Origin of the sequence: Nocardiopsis sp. NPDC006832 (assembly GCF_040635885.1) — a bacterium.
Lineage (GTDB): Bacteria > Actinomycetota > Actinomycetes > Streptosporangiales > Streptosporangiaceae > Nocardiopsis.
In genome coordinates, this window is sequence record NZ_JBEYLC010000092.1 from 1 (window position 1) to 16931 (window position 16931).

The 16931-nt window shown below is 67.2% G+C and carries 9 protein-coding genes and 1 pseudogene; 2 read left to right on the forward strand and 8 right to left on the reverse strand.

Annotation, left to right across the window (positions count from 1 at the left end):
* From ABZ717_RS26855 to ABZ717_RS26880, 6 genes and pseudogenes are all read right to left on the reverse strand, one after another.
* Window positions 1-708, reverse strand: a pseudogene (locus ABZ717_RS26855) (germacradienol/geosmin synthase); the annotation flags it as partial.
* Window positions 709-746: 38 nt separating this feature from the next.
* Entirely contained in the window at window positions 747-2039 is a 1293-nt protein-coding gene (locus ABZ717_RS26860; RefSeq protein WP_358515492.1) for a 4-hydroxy-3-methylbut-2-enyl diphosphate reductase, read from the reverse strand.
* A 28-nt stretch (window positions 2040-2067) separates the two neighbouring features.
* On the reverse strand, window positions 2068-3105 hold the full coding sequence (locus tag ABZ717_RS26865) for a family 2 encapsulin nanocompartment cargo protein polyprenyl transferase (RefSeq protein WP_358515494.1): 1038 nt from the start codon (window positions 3103-3105) through the stop codon (window positions 2068-2070).
* A gap of 11 nt (window positions 3106-3116) precedes the next feature.
* Complete coding sequence (locus ABZ717_RS26870; RefSeq protein ID WP_358515511.1) at window positions 3117-4511, reverse strand: family 2B encapsulin nanocompartment shell protein; 1395 nt, start codon at window positions 4509-4511, stop codon at window positions 3117-3119.
* A 157-nt stretch (window positions 4512-4668) separates the two neighbouring features.
* Window positions 4669-6078: a family 2B encapsulin nanocompartment shell protein gene (locus ABZ717_RS26875; protein ID WP_358515497.1), complete on the reverse strand. Its 1410-nt coding sequence runs from the start codon at window positions 6076-6078 to the stop codon at window positions 4669-4671.
* Window positions 6079-6573: 495 nt separating this feature from the next.
* Window positions 6574-7470 (reverse strand): FkbM family methyltransferase, encoded by an 897-nt coding sequence (locus ABZ717_RS26880; protein ID WP_358515499.1) that lies wholly within the window; start codon window positions 7468-7470, stop codon window positions 6574-6576.
* Between the two features lie 509 nt (window positions 7471-7979).
* On the opposite strand from ABZ717_RS26880, the gene ABZ717_RS26885 reads away from it, so the two are divergent.
* Entirely contained in the window at window positions 7980-10340 is a 2361-nt protein-coding gene (locus tag ABZ717_RS26885) for a penicillin acylase family protein (RefSeq protein WP_358515502.1), read from the forward strand.
* 464 nt (window positions 10341-10804) lie between these two features.
* Window positions 10805-13636, forward strand: a complete 2832-nt coding sequence (locus tag ABZ717_RS26890; RefSeq protein ID WP_358515504.1) for a LuxR C-terminal-related transcriptional regulator — start codon at window positions 10805-10807, stop codon at window positions 13634-13636.
* Here ABZ717_RS26890 and ABZ717_RS26895 read toward each other — a convergent pair.
* Both ABZ717_RS26895 and ABZ717_RS26900 read right to left on the reverse strand, forming a co-directional pair.
* Window positions 13561-14322, reverse strand: coding sequence for an alpha/beta fold hydrolase (locus ABZ717_RS26895; RefSeq protein WP_358515506.1), 762 nt, complete (start codon window positions 14320-14322; stop codon window positions 13561-13563). The two genes, ABZ717_RS26890 and ABZ717_RS26895, sit on opposite strands and share 76 nt — an antisense overlap.
* Window positions 14319-16820 carry a type I polyketide synthase gene (locus ABZ717_RS26900; protein WP_358515509.1) on the reverse strand — a complete coding sequence of 834 codons (2502 nt, stop codon included), beginning with the start codon at window positions 16818-16820 and terminating at the stop codon, window positions 14319-14321. Before ABZ717_RS26900 ends, ABZ717_RS26895 begins: the two co-directional genes overlap by 4 nt.
* Window positions 16821-16931: the final 111 nt, after the last annotated feature.

Consider the following 16931-nt stretch of genomic DNA (forward strand, 5'->3'; position numbering starts at 1 on the left):
GGAGAAAAGGTCGTTGCGCAGGTGCACCGCGTCGGAGAAGGTATCGGACAGCACCCGCAGGGGGCGGGATTCGGCGACCGCATCAGGGAGTTCGGCGCCCACGGCGACCTCCACGAGGTTGGCCGACCACGGTGCCCCACCGACCCTGCGCCTCATCTGGATGTATTCGATGGGGTTGGCGATCCGGTCCCGGTCGATGTTGTCCAGCTCCCACATGGACTCGACCATGAGGTTGTGCGTGCTGGTGACGAAGCGCCGCCGCCAGTCGTCCGACATCGACGGCACCGTGCGCCGCCACAGGTCGGCCAGGCCGGCCTCGGCCGGGTTCCGGGGTGCGCGCGGACCGCCCCCGTCCTCGGTCATGAAGGTTTCGAGGTCGTCGAGGAAGGTCTGTGCCCCCGCGAAGTCGCGGGAGTACTTGAACAGTTCGAGGAAGTAGTCGTCGAAGAAGAACACCCACACGTACCAGTCGGTGATCAGGTCCAACATGGGACCGTCACAGTCCGGGTGGGTGTAGGCGCACATCAGCGCGTAGTCCATCCCGGCCAGGGTGGCCTCGTCCCAGACCAGGCCGCCACCGGGCGCGGCGGAGTCGAGCATGCCCATGCCCCGGGCCCACTCCATGCTGTGTTCGCGGGTGCGCTCCAGGTGGGGGTTGAGTCGGGCAGGATGCGGCAGGTAGAAGTCGGGCAGGTCGAACGCTTGCATGGGAACGCCTGTTCTGATCGGTGGTCCTGTGGTCGGGCTCAGGGTGTGCGGACGGAGAGAGGCAGGGTGAAGCGCACCGTCTCGCGGGTGGTCTCGTGTTCGGAGACGCCGACGGGGCCCAGCCCGCTCAGAGCGCCGACGACCGCCTCCACCAGGTGGTGGGGCGCCGAGGCACCGGCGGTGAGACCGATCGTGGTCACTCCGGCGAGCCAGTCGGGGCGGATGTCCGCGGCGTCGTCGATGAGGTGGGCCGGGGTTCCGACCCGCTCGGACAGCTCCACCAGCCGTAGGGAATTGGAGGAGTTGGTCGAACCCACGACGAGGACGAGGTCGGCGTCTCGGGCGATCGCCCTCAACGCCTCCTGTCGGTTGGTGGTGGCGTAACAGATGTCGTCGGAGCCGGGGCCGCGCAGCATGGGGAATCGGGTGCGCAGGGCGTCGATCACCTCGGCGGTCTCGTCCGCGGCCAGAGTGGTCTGGGTGAGGTAGGAGACCTTGTCGGGGTCGGCCACCTCCAGACGGGCGACGTCCGCGGGGGTCTCGACCAGCATGATCCGGTCCGGGGCCTCGCCCATGGTCCCTTCGACCTCTTCGTGCCCGGCGTGCCCCACCAGCACGATGGTGTCGCCGCGATCGGCGAAGCGGCGGGCCTCGTGGTGCACCTTGCCCACCAGCGGGCAGGTCGCGTCGATCACGTCCAGTCCTCGACGCTCCGCCTCGGTATGGACCGCCGGGGAGACCCCGTGCGCGGAGAACACGACCGTGGCACCGTCGGGTACGGCGTCGAGTTCCTCCACGAACACCACCCCCTTCTCCTCCAGTTCGGCGACCACGTGGCGGTTGTGCACGATCTGTTTACGGACGTGGATCGGGCCGCCCCGCTGTTCCAGCGCCCGCTCCACGATCTCGACGGCGCGGTCCACGCCCGCGCAGAACGAACGCGGCGCGGCGAGCAGGACCTCGCGGGGGCGGGCGACCGCCAGCCACGCGTGCAGGGCCGCTCGGGCCGAGTCCGGGCCCCGGTCGCCACGCGCCGCAGCCGCTCCCAGACCCACCACACCCGGGTCCGTCGATCCGTCGGTGGCCCGAAGGAACGCCGCCGAGCCGAGGGCCGCCCGCTCCGGACCGGCCCGCCACGGCCCTGTCCGGAGCGGGCCGCGCACGGTGCGCGCGCCCCGTCGCCGGATCTCACCATCGAGCAGGACGGCGGCGGGGCAGGGGACACTCGGCAGTCCTTGGCGCCGCAGCTCGTCGGCGACCATAACCGTGTCCGGCTCCAACCGTTCGACGGTGTGCGCACTGGTCGTACGGGGCGATTTCGTAGTGGACATCCTGCTCTTCCTGTCGATGGGCGCTGTGTCAGTGAGCGCGGCGCGTGGCGAAACGGGCGAGGGCCCCGAGCTCCTCGGCGGGCCGTCGGACCAGGCCCGCGTCCCGAAGCTCACCCATCGCACGATCCATCAGTTCGTCGGCCTGGCGGCGGCTCCACTCACGCCCCCCGGCGGCCTCCACCAACTCCGCGGCCCGAGCGAGTTCGACGTCGGAGAGCTCCCGCTCCCGGAAGTAGAGCCCGGCCAGCTCCCGCCCCGCGGAGGTGCCCGACGTCAGGGCCGCCACCACGGGCAGGGACTTCTTACGGCTACGCAGATCCGAGTGGATCGACTTGCCGGTGGTCTCCGGACTCCCCCAGATGCCGAGGAGGTCGTCGACGTGTTGGAAGGCCGTCCCGAAGGCCAGGCCGAGGCGGCGCAACGGCTCCGCCTTGTCGGGTGCGCCACCGAAGACGGCGCCCAACGCGCAGGCGCAGCCGAGCAGCGCCCCGGTCTTGAGTTCGGCCATCCGGACGCATTCGGCGAGGCCGACGTCGTCGCGGGTCTCGAAGTCCAGGTCCGCGACCTGGCCATTGATCAGGTCCAGGACGGCGGCGCTGAGCATCCGCACCCCGTCCTGGGCCGCCGGGTGACCGCCGGCGGCGAGAACGTCCAAGGCCAAGGTCTGGAGGGCGTCCCCGGCCAGGATCGTGGGATTGGCCCCGAACACGGTCCAGGCCGCGGGGCGGTGCCGGCGTGTGGTGTCGCCGTCCATGATGTCGTCGTGCAGGAGGGAGAAGTTGTGGACCAACTCCACGGCCACCGCGGCGGACACCCCCGACTCGGAAGACCCGCCCACCGCCTCCGCGGCCAGCAGGGACAGCGTGGGTCGGATCGCCTTCCCCGAGTCGTCGTCGCTCGGCACGCCGTTCTCATCGCGCCAACCGAAGTGGTAGCCGACGATGCGGCGGATGGCGGAGGGCAGACCGTCGACGGCGGTGCGCAGGGCGGGATCGATCAGCTCACGGCTGCGAGCCAGGACCTCATGTGGTCGGTGACCTTCCGTGGTGTCCTCGATGGTGGTCATGGGTGTGCTCCTCATCGTGTGATGTCGACGTTCTCCAGGACCCCCAGCGCGTCCGGCACCAGGACGGCGGCGGAGTGGTAGGTGCTGACGAGGTAGGAGACGACCGCCCGGTCGTCGACCCCCATGTACCGGACGTTGAGGCCGGGTTCGTACTCATCGGGCAGACCGGTCCGGCGCAGGCCGACGACGCCTTGGGCGTCCTTGCCGGTACGCATGGCCAGGATGGACGTGGTCCGGTGCTCGGAGACGGGGATCTTGTCGCAGGGCAGGAGGGGCACGTTCCGCCAGGCCATCACCGGGTGCCCCTCGACCTCGGTGGAGTCCGGGTACAGGCCGCGACGGTTGCACTCGCGGCCGAACGCCGCGATGGCGCGCGGGTGGGCCAGGAGGAACCTGGTCTTCCGGCGGCGGGAGATCAGTTCGTCGAGGTCGTCGGGGGTGGGCGGGCCCCCTCGGGTGTGGATGCGTTGTCGCAGTGCGGCGTTGTGCAGCAGGCCGAAGTCGCGGTTGTTGATCAGCTCGTGTTCTTGCCGCTCGCGCAACGCCTCGATGGTGAGCCGGAGCTGCTGCTCCATCTGATCCATCGGGTCGTTGTAGAGGTCGGCCACCCGACTGTGCACCCGCAGCACCGTCTGCGCCACACTCAGCTCGTACTCACGGGGTTCACGCTCATAGTCCACGAACGTGCCCGGCAGTACCCTCTCACCGGCGTGCCCGGAGGCGAGGTCGATCTCCGACTCGCCCCACTTGTTGTGGGGTCCCGGGGTCGGGGGCCGGTCCCGAACGTGTGCGCGCAGCCGTTCGGACGCGGCGATCGCCCGTTCGGTCGCCTCCCGAGGCAGTCTCATGACGATGCACGGAGTGTTGGCCATGACCGTGAAGGCCCAGGGATCCGAGGTGTCGGTGAATACGGCGTCACCGAAGAACCCGCCGTCACCCACCACGTCCAGCACGATGTCGTCGCCGTACTTGCCCCGGCCGATCCGATTCACCTTGCCGTGCGCCAGGACGTACACCCCGTCCATGGGCCGTCCCGCCTCGACGATCAGGTCACCGGACGCGAACTCGTGCTGCTCGAAGCCTCCGGCCAACGCCTCCAACACCGCGTCGTCACCGAACCCGCGCAGCGCGGGCAACTCCCGCAGCTCCGCCGGCACCACACTCACCTCGGCACCGGTGTTCACACAGGTCACGTGCCCATCACCGACCGTGTAGGTCAGCCGACGGTTCACCCGGTACACAGCACCCCGGGTCTCCTCCCAGGGGAGCACGCGCGACAACCACCGAGGGGTCGCCCCCTGCATCTGCGGGGCGGACTTCGTGGTCGCCGCCAGGTTTCGTGCCACCGACGTCCCCAGACTCGACCGGGCACCCATCTCGGCCGGGTCCACGGCGTCCGATTCCATCTCTCTCATGGCAAGGGCCACCATTCCTACTGGGCTGCTTCGATCCGGAGGTCATCGATCCGAGCGCGCTCGGGCCGGGCCTCGTCGATGCGAGGCGGCCGCCCCGGTGTCCGGTCCCCGGGGCGGCGCGGGTCGGTGGGGGACGGTGCGAGAGCCGTCAGTGCTCGCGTCCGAGCTCGACGTCCTCCAGGATCCCCAAGGCGTCGGGTACCAGGACCGCCGCGGAGTAGTAGGTGCTGACCAGGTAGGAGATGACGGCGCGTTCGTCGATGCCCATGAAGCGCACGGACAACCCCGGTTCGTACTCGTCGGGGATACCGGTCTGGTGCAGGCCGACGACGCCCCGGTTCTGGTCCCCTGTACGCATGAGCAGGATGGAGCTGGTCCGGGCGCCGGTAACGGGGATCTTGTTGCAGGGCAGCATGGGGATGCCTCGCCACGAGGGGACCTTGTGGCCGGACACGTCGATGCTCTGCGGGTACAGACCCTGGTGGTTGCACTCTCGCCCGAACGCCGCGATGGTGCGCGGGTGGGCCAGCATGAAGGAGGGTTCCTTCCACACCGTGGCGATGAGCTCGTCGAGGTCATCGGGGGTGGGCGGACCGGTACGCGGCTGGATCCGCTGGTCCGGGGCGGCGTTGTGCAGCAGACCGAAGTCGCGGTTGTTGATCAGCTCGTGTTCTTGCCGCTCGCGCAACGCCTCGGTGGTCAGTCGGAGCTGCTGCTCCACCTGGTTCATCGGCTCGTTGTAGAGGTCGGCCACCCGACTGTGCACCCGCAGTACCGTCTGCGCCACGCTCAGCTCGTACTCACGGGGTTCACGCTCATAGTCCACGAACGTGCCCGGCAGCTCCGGTTCACCGTCGTGGCCCGAGGCCAGACCGATCTCCGCCTCACCCTCCGGGTTGCTCGGGCCCAGGCCCTCGGCCCGGGTGCGAGCGTGCTCCCGCAGTGCCTGGGAGAAACCGTTCATCTCGCCCAGGGCACGCCGAGGCAGGGTGAGCACCGTGCAGCGGGTGACCGCCTTCGCGGTGAAGTCCCACGTGCGTTCGTCGCCGATGAAGACGTCGTCGCCGAAGTAACCACCACCGGCCAGTACGTCCAACACGATGTCGTCGCCGTACTTGCCCTGGCCGATCCGGTTCACCTTGCCGTGCGCCAGGACGTACACCCCGTCCATGGGCCGTCCCGCCTCGACGATCAGGTCACCGGGCGCGAACTCTCGCTGTTCGAAGCGTCCGGCCAACGCCTCCAACACCGCGTCGTCACCGAACCCGCGCAGCGCGGGCAACTCCCGCAGCTCCGCCGGCACCACACTCACCTCGGCACCGGTGTTCACACAGGTCACGTGCCCATCACCGACCGTGTAGGTCAGCCGACGGTTCACCCGGTACACACCACCGCGCGCCTGCACCCACGGGAGCATCCGCAGCAGCCAGCGCGACGTCACACCCTGCATCTGCGGGGCGGACTTCGTGGTCGTCGCCAGGTTTCGTGCCGCCGACGTCCCCAGACTCGACTGCTGGTCCTCCAAGGCCAAGGGACTCGATTCGACCGTTTCAGTCACAGAACACCACCATTTCCAGACGGAATCATCACAGGCGCGTCCGGGGCGACGAAAGGTCCGATTCGCCGAACCGCACAACGACCGGGACCAACAACAACACAGGCGCCACAGGGGCGCAGCGGAAATGGAAATATTCCATAAGACACTGGAATCATGACATTCAGAAAGGCGTACCCGCGACACCTCGCGCCACACCCTCAACAAGGTCGAACACGCTGATCACCTGGCGCGAAGCATTATCACGAACCATGACATAACCCACCGAATCACAGTGACCGAAAAACCCCAAAAGAAATAAATGCCACGATCTTCTGCACCCCCTTTATCCAGAGAACACACACCATTCCCCTTTTCGGGTCAACCAGAAAATCTTCGAGAGCATACCTAAAAGGCACCGCACCGACGAAGAACCGGAGGCCTTTCAAGCGACCGGACAGGTCACCGACGTCCAGGGGGTCGAGCGCTCCTCGAACGGCCCTGTTCGCATGACCTTTCTCATGCCCTGAGCACCGACGTCGGCACGCAGGTCTCCAGGGCACGGCGCCAGGCACGGGTGTCCGCCCAGAAGGCGTCCGACGGTGTTTCGGGGGCGAAGAGCCACATACGCTGGTCGGCCTCTGCGATCCGGCCATCGATCACACCACGGACCGGTGGGGGCACCTCGTCCCCGAGTTGGTACCAGCCGTAGTCGAGGGGGCGCAGCAGCCTCATGAGTCGTTTCTCGACACCGCGCCCCGGCAATACCTCGCAGAGGATCCAGGGACGAAAGGCACGCAGTGCCTCGATACCGCCCGCGATGACCTCGGGTTCGGTGGTCTCGGTGTCGATCTTGACCACGGCCGGGACGGTACCGGTGCGCTCACACCAGCGGGACACCGTGTCCACCCGCACCTCGATCCGTTCGGCCGCGGTACGGAACCCCGCCGCCAGTGAGTTCGAGGCGTCCGAGGTGGAGGAGAGAGTGAAGGAGGCCCGCCCGAGCCGGTCGCCCAGCGCGCACTCCACCACCATGACCGGAAGGCCGTTGGTCTTGGCCAGTTCCCGCGCGGTGGCCGCGACCCGCGGAGTGGGTTCGAAGGCGTGCACCGCGCGCGTGCCGCGCGCGGCCGCGAGCAGGCCGTACACGCCCACGTTCGCGCCGATGTCGAGGACCGCGCCCGGGCCGGCGTGATCCAGGGCGGCGAGGAAACAGGCCAGGGTCTCGGGTTCGAACCCGGCCAGTCCCTCCCGTTCGAGTTCGCGCGGGACCCAGAGTCCGCCCGGCACGGTGAAGGAGAGCGTCTCCGGATCCGCGTCGGTGTCGCCCTCACGGATGGGGAGCGCCAGCTCGAAACGGCGTTCTTCCCTGAAGGACTCGATCCCGCCGAAACCCCGTGGGAGTCCAACGCGCACGCTTCGCACCGTCTCCCGTAGCGCCGGGTGGCGTCGCACGAAGTCACGAATCCGGTTCACGAGCACAGGACCTCCCGAAGCCTGGGTCTCTCGACCACGGGGGATGTACGCGGTGCCGTGCGGTCTCCGCGGGCCCCACTATGCCTCCGCGCGGCTCCGATCGGCACCCATGACACGAGGTTTTCGCGCACCGCTCACCGTCACGTCGTTGCACATCCGTATCCGCCGCTCGGCCATTCACAAAGAGAAGGATTCGGAGATCGGGGGTCGCACCACCCCTATTGGTATCAACAAAAAGACTGGGGGCAGACAGGGGTACCCCTTATTGCACCAAATGGGAAATACTGCCTTTCGGCAAGGGTTCGGGCTCGGCTGACCACCGGACTCGGTACCGCGGCCGAGACCCCCTCGCGCCCCGCTCCGGGTTCACCGAGACGCTCTCGCCGAAGATCGGCCGGCTCCCCGATCGCATCGCGTCCCCCGCACCGTGAGCTTCCGAAAGGCCGTACATGAGCAATATCGAGAAACCCGCTTGGGCACTGCTCGCTTCCGCCACCTTGACTTTCGCGCTCATCACCGCGGACGCGTCGGCGCAGCCCACGGAACAGCGAACGTACGAGCTTCCCGGACTCACGGACGATGTGCGCATCGCGGTCGACTCCTCGGGGGTTCCGCACATCTACGCGGACAGCACCGCCGACCTCTTCTTCGCCCAGGGCCTGAACGCCGCCCGGGACCGGCTCTTCCAGCTCGACCTCCAGCGGAGGCAGGGGTTGGGGGAGCTTTCCGAGGCCTTCGGAGCGGAATACCTGGAACACGACAAAGCCGCCAGGACCTTCATGTTCCGCGGAGATATGGACGTGGAATGGGAGAGTTACGGCCCCGGTGCGCGCGAGGCCGCCGAACGATTCACGGAAGGTGTCAACGCCTACGTGGGGCTGATCGAGGAGTACCCCGAGAAGGCGCCCCCCGAGTTCCAGGAACTCGGTTACTCACCGGCCTTGTGGGAACCCGAGGACATCGTCCGCATCCGGAGCAACAGCCTCGGAAGTAATTTCACCAGTGAGGTCACCCGTTCACTGTTCGCATGCGCCCAGGACCTCGATTTCGGAGAGGTCGTGACCGGCTCGGAACCCGAGCACGAGGTCACGATCCCCGACGGGCTGGACCCGTGCTCGGTCTCCCCCGAGGTCCTGACACCGTTCATTCTCGCGGTGAGCCCGGTCTCCCTCGGAGAGGAGGGGGCACCGGCCTTCGACGTCGAGGACGAAACGCTGCGACGCATGCTCGAAGCCGAGGGAAGCAACAGCTGGACCATCGCCCCGGAGCGTACGTCCACCGGCCGACCCATCCTCGCCGGCGACCCGCACCGGTCCGTCCAGGCTCCGTCCCTTCGGTACGCCGTTCATCTATCGGGACCGGAGTTCGACGTGATCGGCGCGGGCGAGCCGTTCCTGCCCGGCGTCTCCATGGGCCACAACGGGACCGCGGCGTTCGGCCTCACCTTTCTCAACGCCGACCAGCAGGATCTCTACGTCTACGACCTCGATCCGGAGGATTCCTCCCGTTACCGTTACGGTGACGGCTGGGAGACCATGACCACGGTCACCGAGGAGATCCCCACCGGCGACGGCGCTTCCGAACGGGTGGACCTGCGGTTCACCCGACACGGACCGGTCCTGCACCTCGACGAGGAGAGCGGAACGGCACTGGCTCTGCGCAGCACGTGGTCGGAACCGGGGACCGCGGCCTACTTCCACGGCATGCGGTTGCTCGGCACGGAGGACTTCGACGACTTCGAGGATGCCTTGTCCTCGTGGGCCGGTCCGCCGGTGAACTACACGTACGCCGACACCGACGGCGACATCGGCTGGGCGACCGCGGGTCTGATCCCCCGACGCGACGGCTACGACGGGCTCCTCCCCGTCCCCGGAGACGGCGGTTACGAATGGGACGGTTTCCTCGATCCCGATGACCTGCCGTCGAGCCTCAACCCGGAGGAAGGTTTCCTGTCCACGGCGAACGAACGCAACGTTCCCCTGGATCTGGGCATCGGGTACGAGTGGGACCCGGGCTACCGGCAGGAACGCATCGTGGAGGAGCTGGAGGATCGGACCTCCACGACCCTCACCGACTCAATGGCCCTGCAGAACGACCACCTGGACACCTCCGCACGGGACGTCCTGCCCCTGCTCGACGGTCTGGAGGCCGAGGGGGACGTCGGGGAGGCTCTCAGGGTCCTCCGGGAATGGGACCACGTCGCTTCCACCGATTCGGCGGGCGCGGCCCTGTACCAGACCTGGGTGAGTCGACACCTGGGGCCGACCTTCTACCGCGAGATCTCCCCCGTGCTGGGAGAAACCCTCACCTCGACCATGAATTCGGGCGCGCTCTACCATGCGCTCCAGGAACCCGAGCGGTGGCTCGGCGATGGGGCGAAGGACGAGCTGGACCGGATCCTGACGGACTCCCTGGGCGAGGCCTTCGCCGATGTGAGCTCCTCCTTGGGAACGAACCCCGACCAATGGAGGTGGGGCTCGTTGCACAACACGAGCTTCGCCCACCCCTGGAACCCACCGATCGGTCCGTTCGAGCGGGCGGGGGCCGAACACACCGTCGACAGCTCCACCTTCGACGCGGCCGATCACTCCCAGTTGTCGGGGGCCTCGTTCAGGATGGTGCTCGACGTCGGGGAGTGGGACTCATCGGTCATGGTGAACGCCCCGGGGCAGTCCGGTGACACGCGCAGCCCCCACTACCGTGACCAGGTCGACGACCTGCTCGACGGTTCCTATTCTCCGCTCCTGTACACCGAGGGCGCGGTGGACGAGGACACGGTGCTGGAGATCATCCTCCGTTCCGACGGCTGAGGGAGCGCCCACCGGGGGCGCCGGTCCGGGTCGACGCCCGGTCCGGCGCCCTCGGTGTATGCGTGTCACGGGGCCCGGGTCGGACACGGCGTCGCCTCCCACCCACATACGAGCGATCTCGAAGAATTCTCAACTTTCACCGAGTAAATAGCCACTCAAGCATCTCGTTAATTGTTGAACCATAAACGACCACTCTTCGAAATTGCTCAACTACACCCCGAACTCGAACTCAAACCTTAAGTGAATTTAAGGCTGGTTCTCGAACTTCACCGCCGCCACCACTGGATATTAGCGGAAGCAACATTTACGATCCCAAGACAGCAGCCCCCGCACACGAGGGCCCTAGCCAGCCAAGGGACCTCAAGAGAAACTGATACCCGGTGCCAAAATTACCCTGAGCCACCACTGACCCAGAAGCCCAGCACACAAGGAAATCCCACTCAACATACCCTTAAGGAAAACCCGTGAAGCCAGCGAATATTGCCGAACGCGAACAAGCGAAAGAAACCTTGGAATTCGCCTTGACCGAAGCCAAGGCGGGAAGATCTTCGTTTTTCATAATCGAAGGCGGAACCGGAACAGGGAAAACAGAACTCGTTCGCTTCGCCTCCGACTTGGCAACCTGCGCTCACATGCCCCACCTCTGGGCGACCAACTCGACGATCAACGCGGCAGCACCGTTCGGGGTGATACAGCAACTTCTCCTGCGCCCCTTCGCCGATGACCGGATCGACCCCGAGACGAGGGAAGAACTCACCTCGGTGGGGGACGCGATCGCGTCGGTCACCCACCAGGACCCGGACTGCTCCCAGCTTCCCTCCTCCCTCGGTGAACGGCTCAGGCAGGCCCTCACCAAAGCGGCGCACGTCTCACCGTTCCTGGTGACGGTCGAGGACATCCACAACGCCGACCCGGCCTCGCTGAAGTTGCTCCAACGAATCATCTGCGAATGGCGCGGTGGCGGCCTGGTCGTGCTGCTCAGCCAGTCTCACCACTTTCCACCGGTGGACCCCCTGTTCCACGTCGAGACGATCCGCTCGCCGTTGTACCGACGGATCCACACCCGACCCCTGTCCAAGAACGGCGTCCGCCAGACCCTCGTCGACCATCTCGGCGGGACCATCACCGACCGGTTGGCCACCGAGTACACCGAAGCGACCGGAGGCAACCCGCTGTTGCTGCGTTGCCTCATCGAAGACGCCAAGAACTCCGGCGAGGGGACCGAGCTCTTGCCCGGCCGCGAGTACCGGCAGTCGGTCCTGGCCTGTCTGCGCACGTGCGACCCGCACACGGCCCGGGTCGCGGAGGCCGCGGCGGTCCTCTCCACCTCGGCAAGGCTCAGGTCGGCGGCCCCACTACTGCTGAGATACATGTTCACGGAGGGGCAGAGCAGCACGGAAATGGCGCTGAGCGCCCTCCAGGAAATGGGGATCCTCGACGATCGTTGCCACTTCCGGTTGCCCACGGCCATGAACACGGTTCTCGACGGCGTGGCACCCGAGCGTTACCGCGGCCTCAGGATCCGTGCCGTTCACACCATGCACCTGAGCGGATCCAACAAGGAGCACCCCTCGGTGGTCAACAAGATCCTCGGGCAGTCCACGACGGGCTCCTGGACCGTGGAACTGCTCAAGGACGCCGCGACCGAGGACCTGGCACAGAACGAGACCAGCAGTGCCATCGCGCACCTGGAACTGGCTTTGGAGTCCTGCGATGACAGGGCGGAGAAGTCCAGGATCACCATGGCTCTCACCCAGGCGAGGTGGCGGATCGATCCGTTGACCGCGACCCAGCACCTGAACTGCCTGATCGACTCCTTCTACGAGGGCATCCTCCGTGTCACCGATTCGGTGGAGCTCATGCAGGCGCTGATCTGGCACGGCAGGGGCCGGGAGGTCCTGAAGATGATCCAGCACCTTCTCCGCACCGGGGAATACCGTCGGCGGCTGGAGTTCCTCTCCAAGTGCCGGCCACTGCTCAACCTCCAACCCTCCCTCCAAGAAGTACTGGAGGCCGAGGGGGCCGACGACACCTCCCTGTACGAAGCCGTCTCGACCAGCCGGCTCTCCCGAGCGGACTCCGTGCTGAACAGCCTGTTCACCGGAGACTCGCTGGAAGAGGCCGTCAACACCGCCGAACAATTCCTGCGGACCTCCCATCTGGCCGACTCCACGTTCATGACCACCGAGGCGGCCCTTCTCGTCCTCGTCTACTCCGGAAGTCTCACGAACGCCCGCCATGCCTGCGAGGTGTTGCTCGCCCAGGCCGCCGACCGCGACGTCCCCCTCTGGAACGCGGTGTTCTCCGCACACCGCGGTGAGATCGCCCTGCGCCAGGGCGACCCGGTCACGGCGGAGTCCCTTGCCCGTGAGGCCCTGAACACGCTGCCCTCCCGCAGCTGGGGGGTGGCCATCGGAGCGCCTCTGGGCACCCTTCTCCTGAGCACCACCCGACTCGGCAGACTCGACGAGGCCACGGCCCTCCTCCAGTACGAACCGCCCGAAGCCATGTACTCGAGCAGGTACGGCCTGGGTTACCTCATCGCGCGAGGCAGGTATCACCTGGCCTCCGGGAGCGCCTCCGTCGCCCTGACCGACTTCAAGCACTGTGAACGACTGATCCGTCAGTGGGGCCTGGACTTCCCCGGGTTCCACGACTGGCGTTCGGCGACCGCGGAGGCGCTCATCGACCTGGGTCGACCGGACGAGGCGAGGGCCTACCTCGACGAACAACGTGAACTGCTCTGTCAGAAGGACCACAGGGGCAGGGCCGAGGCTTTGTTGTTGTGGTCCCGTACCGAACCCGTCCAGAACCGTCCGGTGTTGCTCAACCAGGCGATCGATCTGTTCCGCGTGGCCAATGACGACCTCGCCCTGGGCCGGGCCCTGCTCGAACTCGGACACACCTTCGAGTCCCTCGGCGAGGTCAAGAAGGCCCAGCGGCTCAAGGAACGAGCCGACCGCCTCATAGCGAAGGTCCGCTCCAACGCGGCACCGGTCGACCACCCGGGACCCCACGAGCCCGTTCCCGCCGCATGTCTGACCAAGTCGGAGCGCAGGGTGGCCGAGCTCGCGGCGCAGGGGCAGAGCAACCGAGAGATCTCCCGGAACCTGTTCATCACCATCAGCACCGTCGAGCAGCACCTCACGCAGGTCTACAGGAAGCTGAACGTGAAGAACCGGCTGGCCCTCCCTTCCGTGATCGCCGAGACCGCGCCCGTTCACACCTCCGCGGTCCCCGACCCGTCCATAGACCCGAGTCGGGTCCTGAATTCCTCGGCCGTCAACGCCGGGTGATCGGTCGGATAGAAATGCCCACCCGGCATGTGGACCAACTCGAAACCGGATTCCGTTAGCTCGCGCCAACCCAAGAGGTCGGCCTCCCTCACACGGCTGTCGTCGTCACCCACGAAGCCGACGACAGGACAGGCCAGTGGGGGGCCGGAAGTGTAGACGTAGGTTTCGGCCGCCTTGTAATCCCCCCGGATCGCGGGCATCAAGGTGTCCAGAAGTTCTTTGTCGTCCAACAATGAGGTGTCGGTCCCGCTCAAACGACGCAGTTCGGCGATGATCCCTTCATCGTCCAACAGATGGATGTCGTGGGTACGGTGATCACTCGGCGCACACCTCGCCGACGCCCAGAGCGCGGCGGGACCGACGCCCGCCTGCTCCAACCGCCGTGCGACCTCGAAGGCCACGGTGGCCCCGAGACTGTGGCCGAAGAACACGGTGGGCTTCGCATCCCTCGGGTGGAGCTCTTCGACCAGCTCCTTGGCCAGGAGCTCGACGTTCTCACGCACCGGCTCCCGGCGACGGTCCTGGCGCCCCGGGTACTGCACGACGAACACCTCCACTTCGGGGGCGAGCAGTCGGGACAACGTGAAGAAGTAACTGGCGGATCCCCCCGCGTGGGGGAAGATCACCATTCGGACGGGGGCCTCGGGGGCGGGGTGGAACCCCCGTAGCCACAAATCGGCTCTCATTCGCACTCCTTGCTGATCCAGTCGTCGATGGCGAGGGCGGTCTCCGCCGAGTACTCCTCCATGATCGAGAAGTGGGTTCCACGGACGTCGACCACCTCGTGGGGGTGCTCCCACGTGGAGTGCCAGTTCTCTCCGTGGTTCCTCTCCGCCTCCGGGGTGAGCGGTTCCGAAGCCCTGACGAGCAGCGTCGGACACTTCGTGGGTTCCGCTCCCCACGACCCGAACATCTTCAGGTACCAGCCCATGGCCGTGAGGCGGTCCTCGGAGAGGGAGACGAAGACCCCCTCCCGATCGTGCATTCCGTCCATGAGGGCCAAGCCGAACTTGGCGAGGATGTCGTTCTGCGGGGTGTAGGTGTCGACCAGGACGACTCCCGCGACCCGAGACCCGGTCCGTTCCAGGTAGGCCGCCACGGAGTTCGCGAACCAGCCACCCGCGGACGAACCCAGGAGGATCGGTGGTCGGCCCTTGGCGTCGCTTCGGACGGCTTCACCGAGCAGTTCGATCACCGCGGAGATCTCCTCGGGAAGGGATTCCCCGTCCTCGAAACCAGGGCAGGGGAACGCCATGAAGTCACGCGATCCGCGAAGCCCCGCGGCGAACCTGGCGTAGCCCTGGATACCGGCCAGGGCCAGGCAGGAGGAGAATCCGTACACGGGGGCACGGTCACCCGGCCCTTGAGCGAGCGGTACGGGCCGTGTCTTCGGGCCGTCCTCGGCACCGGAGAACGAGTCGCGCAAGGCGGCGGCCGCGTGCAGGAACTCGAAGGCCTTCTCCCACTTGCCGACCTTGGTCGCCTCGGCGTAGAGCGATATGACGGTGGACGACCCGTCGTCACCGCCGCTTCGACCGGGTCGACGTTCATCGGACTCGGCGGTGACGCGCCCCAGCAGGTCTTCGGACAGTTCCAGCGGTGTGCCGTGGTCGAAGACCAGTGTGGACGGAAGCCGGAGCCCCAACACCTGTTGGAGACGGTTGCGCAGGTCCACCGCGGACAACGAGTCGAAGCCGGCGTCCACCAGGGAGTACTCCGGTGAGACGTCCTCCGGCAGGTGTCCGAGCACCGCGGCCACCTGGGAACGGACCAGTGAGAGCAGCGCGGATCGTCGCGCTTCTTCGTCCATGGACGCCAACCGGGTCGGGAAGTCCGTTTCCCTTCCCTCGTCGACGCTGTTGTCGACCACCCGCATCGGCGGTCGCACCATGCCCCGCAGCAGCCGGGGAACCGACGGGGATTCGTGGTTCTCCCTCACCGAGCGAAAATCCACGCGAAGCGGAACGGTCAGGGGACGAAGCGAGCGAAGAGCGGTGTCGAACAGCCTCAGGCCCTCCTCCACGGAGAGCGCGACCAGCCCGGTGCGCGAGGTCAGTTCCTCACCGTCCGCGTTCGTGTTCGCGGCCATACCGTCGCCCTCCCACGGCCCCCAGGCCAGGGAGAAGGCGGGTGTGCCCTCGGCTCGAATCCGCACGGCCAACGCGTCCAACGCGGAGTTGGCGGCCGCGTAGTTGGACTGGCCCGCACCCCCGAAGATCCCCGCCGCGGAGGAGAAACAGACGAACGCGTCCAGGTTCGAGTCGCGGGTGAGCTCCCACAGGTACAGAGCACCCAGTGCTTTGGGACGCAGAACCCCTTCGAGCCGTTCGGGGGTCAGGGAGGTGATGATGCCGTCGTCCAGCATCCCGGCGAGGTGCACGACGGCACTGATCGGACGGTCCGGGTCGACCGTCGCGATCACCCGGGCGAGGTCCTCCCTGTCACCGACATCGCAGGCCTCCAACCGCACGTCGACCCCGGCTTCGCCCAGCTCTTCGCGCAGCTCCGTGGCTCCCGGCGCCTCAGGCCCCCTCCTGCTGAGCAGGAGGAGGTCGCGCACCTCGTAGGCGTCGGCCAGGTGACGGACCACCGCGCGTCCCAACGCTCCGGTGGCGCCCGTGACCAGCACGGTTCCGCCGGCCCTCGGTTCGGGACCCGTGTCGGCGAGGTCGTCCGGGCCCTCCAGACGTTCCAGCACCGGACGCAGGGGGGTGCCCGAGCGCAGGGCAACGGTGGGCTCCTCGCTCGATCCGACGGACGTGAGCATGTCGAGGGACTCTTCCGAACCGTCGATGTCCACGAGGGTGAAGGCCCCCGGGTGCTCACTCTGCGCCGAGCGGACCAGGCCGTGGAGCGCGGCTCCGGCGACATCGGTGAGCTCACCGTCACCGGTGTCGACGGCCCCCGAGGTGAGGACGATCAGTCGAGTGCCGAACAGGTGACGAGCCTCCGTCCAGGAACGCACCAGGGAAAGGCCCTCCGTGGTGGTACCGACGACGTCGTCGGTACCGCGACCGGCCAGGGAGCCCTGGGCGACCACGGCCAGGTCCGGTGCGGCACCGCCCGCTCGAAGCGAGTCGTCCAGGGAATCCAGGTCGGCGTGGGCCTCGGTCCGCACTCCCATCCCGGAGAGGGTGTCGGACAGACCCGACTCGTCCGATCCGATGACGGCGACCCTGGACACGGTGTTCTCCGGTGTCTCGGTCGGTGTCCAGGACAAGCCGTACAACGGCCCACCACCCGACACCAACCCACCAGCCGGCCGCAACACCAACTCATCAACCGACAACACCAC

Excerpts from the sequence above, each read along its gene's own strand:
- ABZ717_RS26860 (WP_358515492.1), bottom strand. The coding sequence starts at position 2,039 with ATGTCCACTACGAAATCGCCCCGTACGACCAGTGCGCACACCGTCGAA.
- ABZ717_RS26865 (WP_358515494.1), bottom strand. The coding sequence starts at position 3,105 with ATGACCACCATCGAGGACACCACGGAAGGTCACCGACCACATGAGGTC.
- ABZ717_RS26870 (WP_358515511.1), bottom strand. The coding sequence starts at position 4,511 with ATGGAATCGGACGCCGTGGACCCGGCCGAGATGGGTGCCCGGTCGAGT.
- ABZ717_RS26885 (WP_358515502.1), top strand. The coding sequence starts at position 7,980 with ATGAGCAATATCGAGAAACCCGCTTGGGCACTGCTCGCTTCCGCCACC.
- ABZ717_RS26895 (WP_358515506.1), bottom strand. The coding sequence starts at position 14,322 with ATGAGAGCCGATTTGTGGCTACGGGGGTTCCACCCCGCCCCCGAGGCC.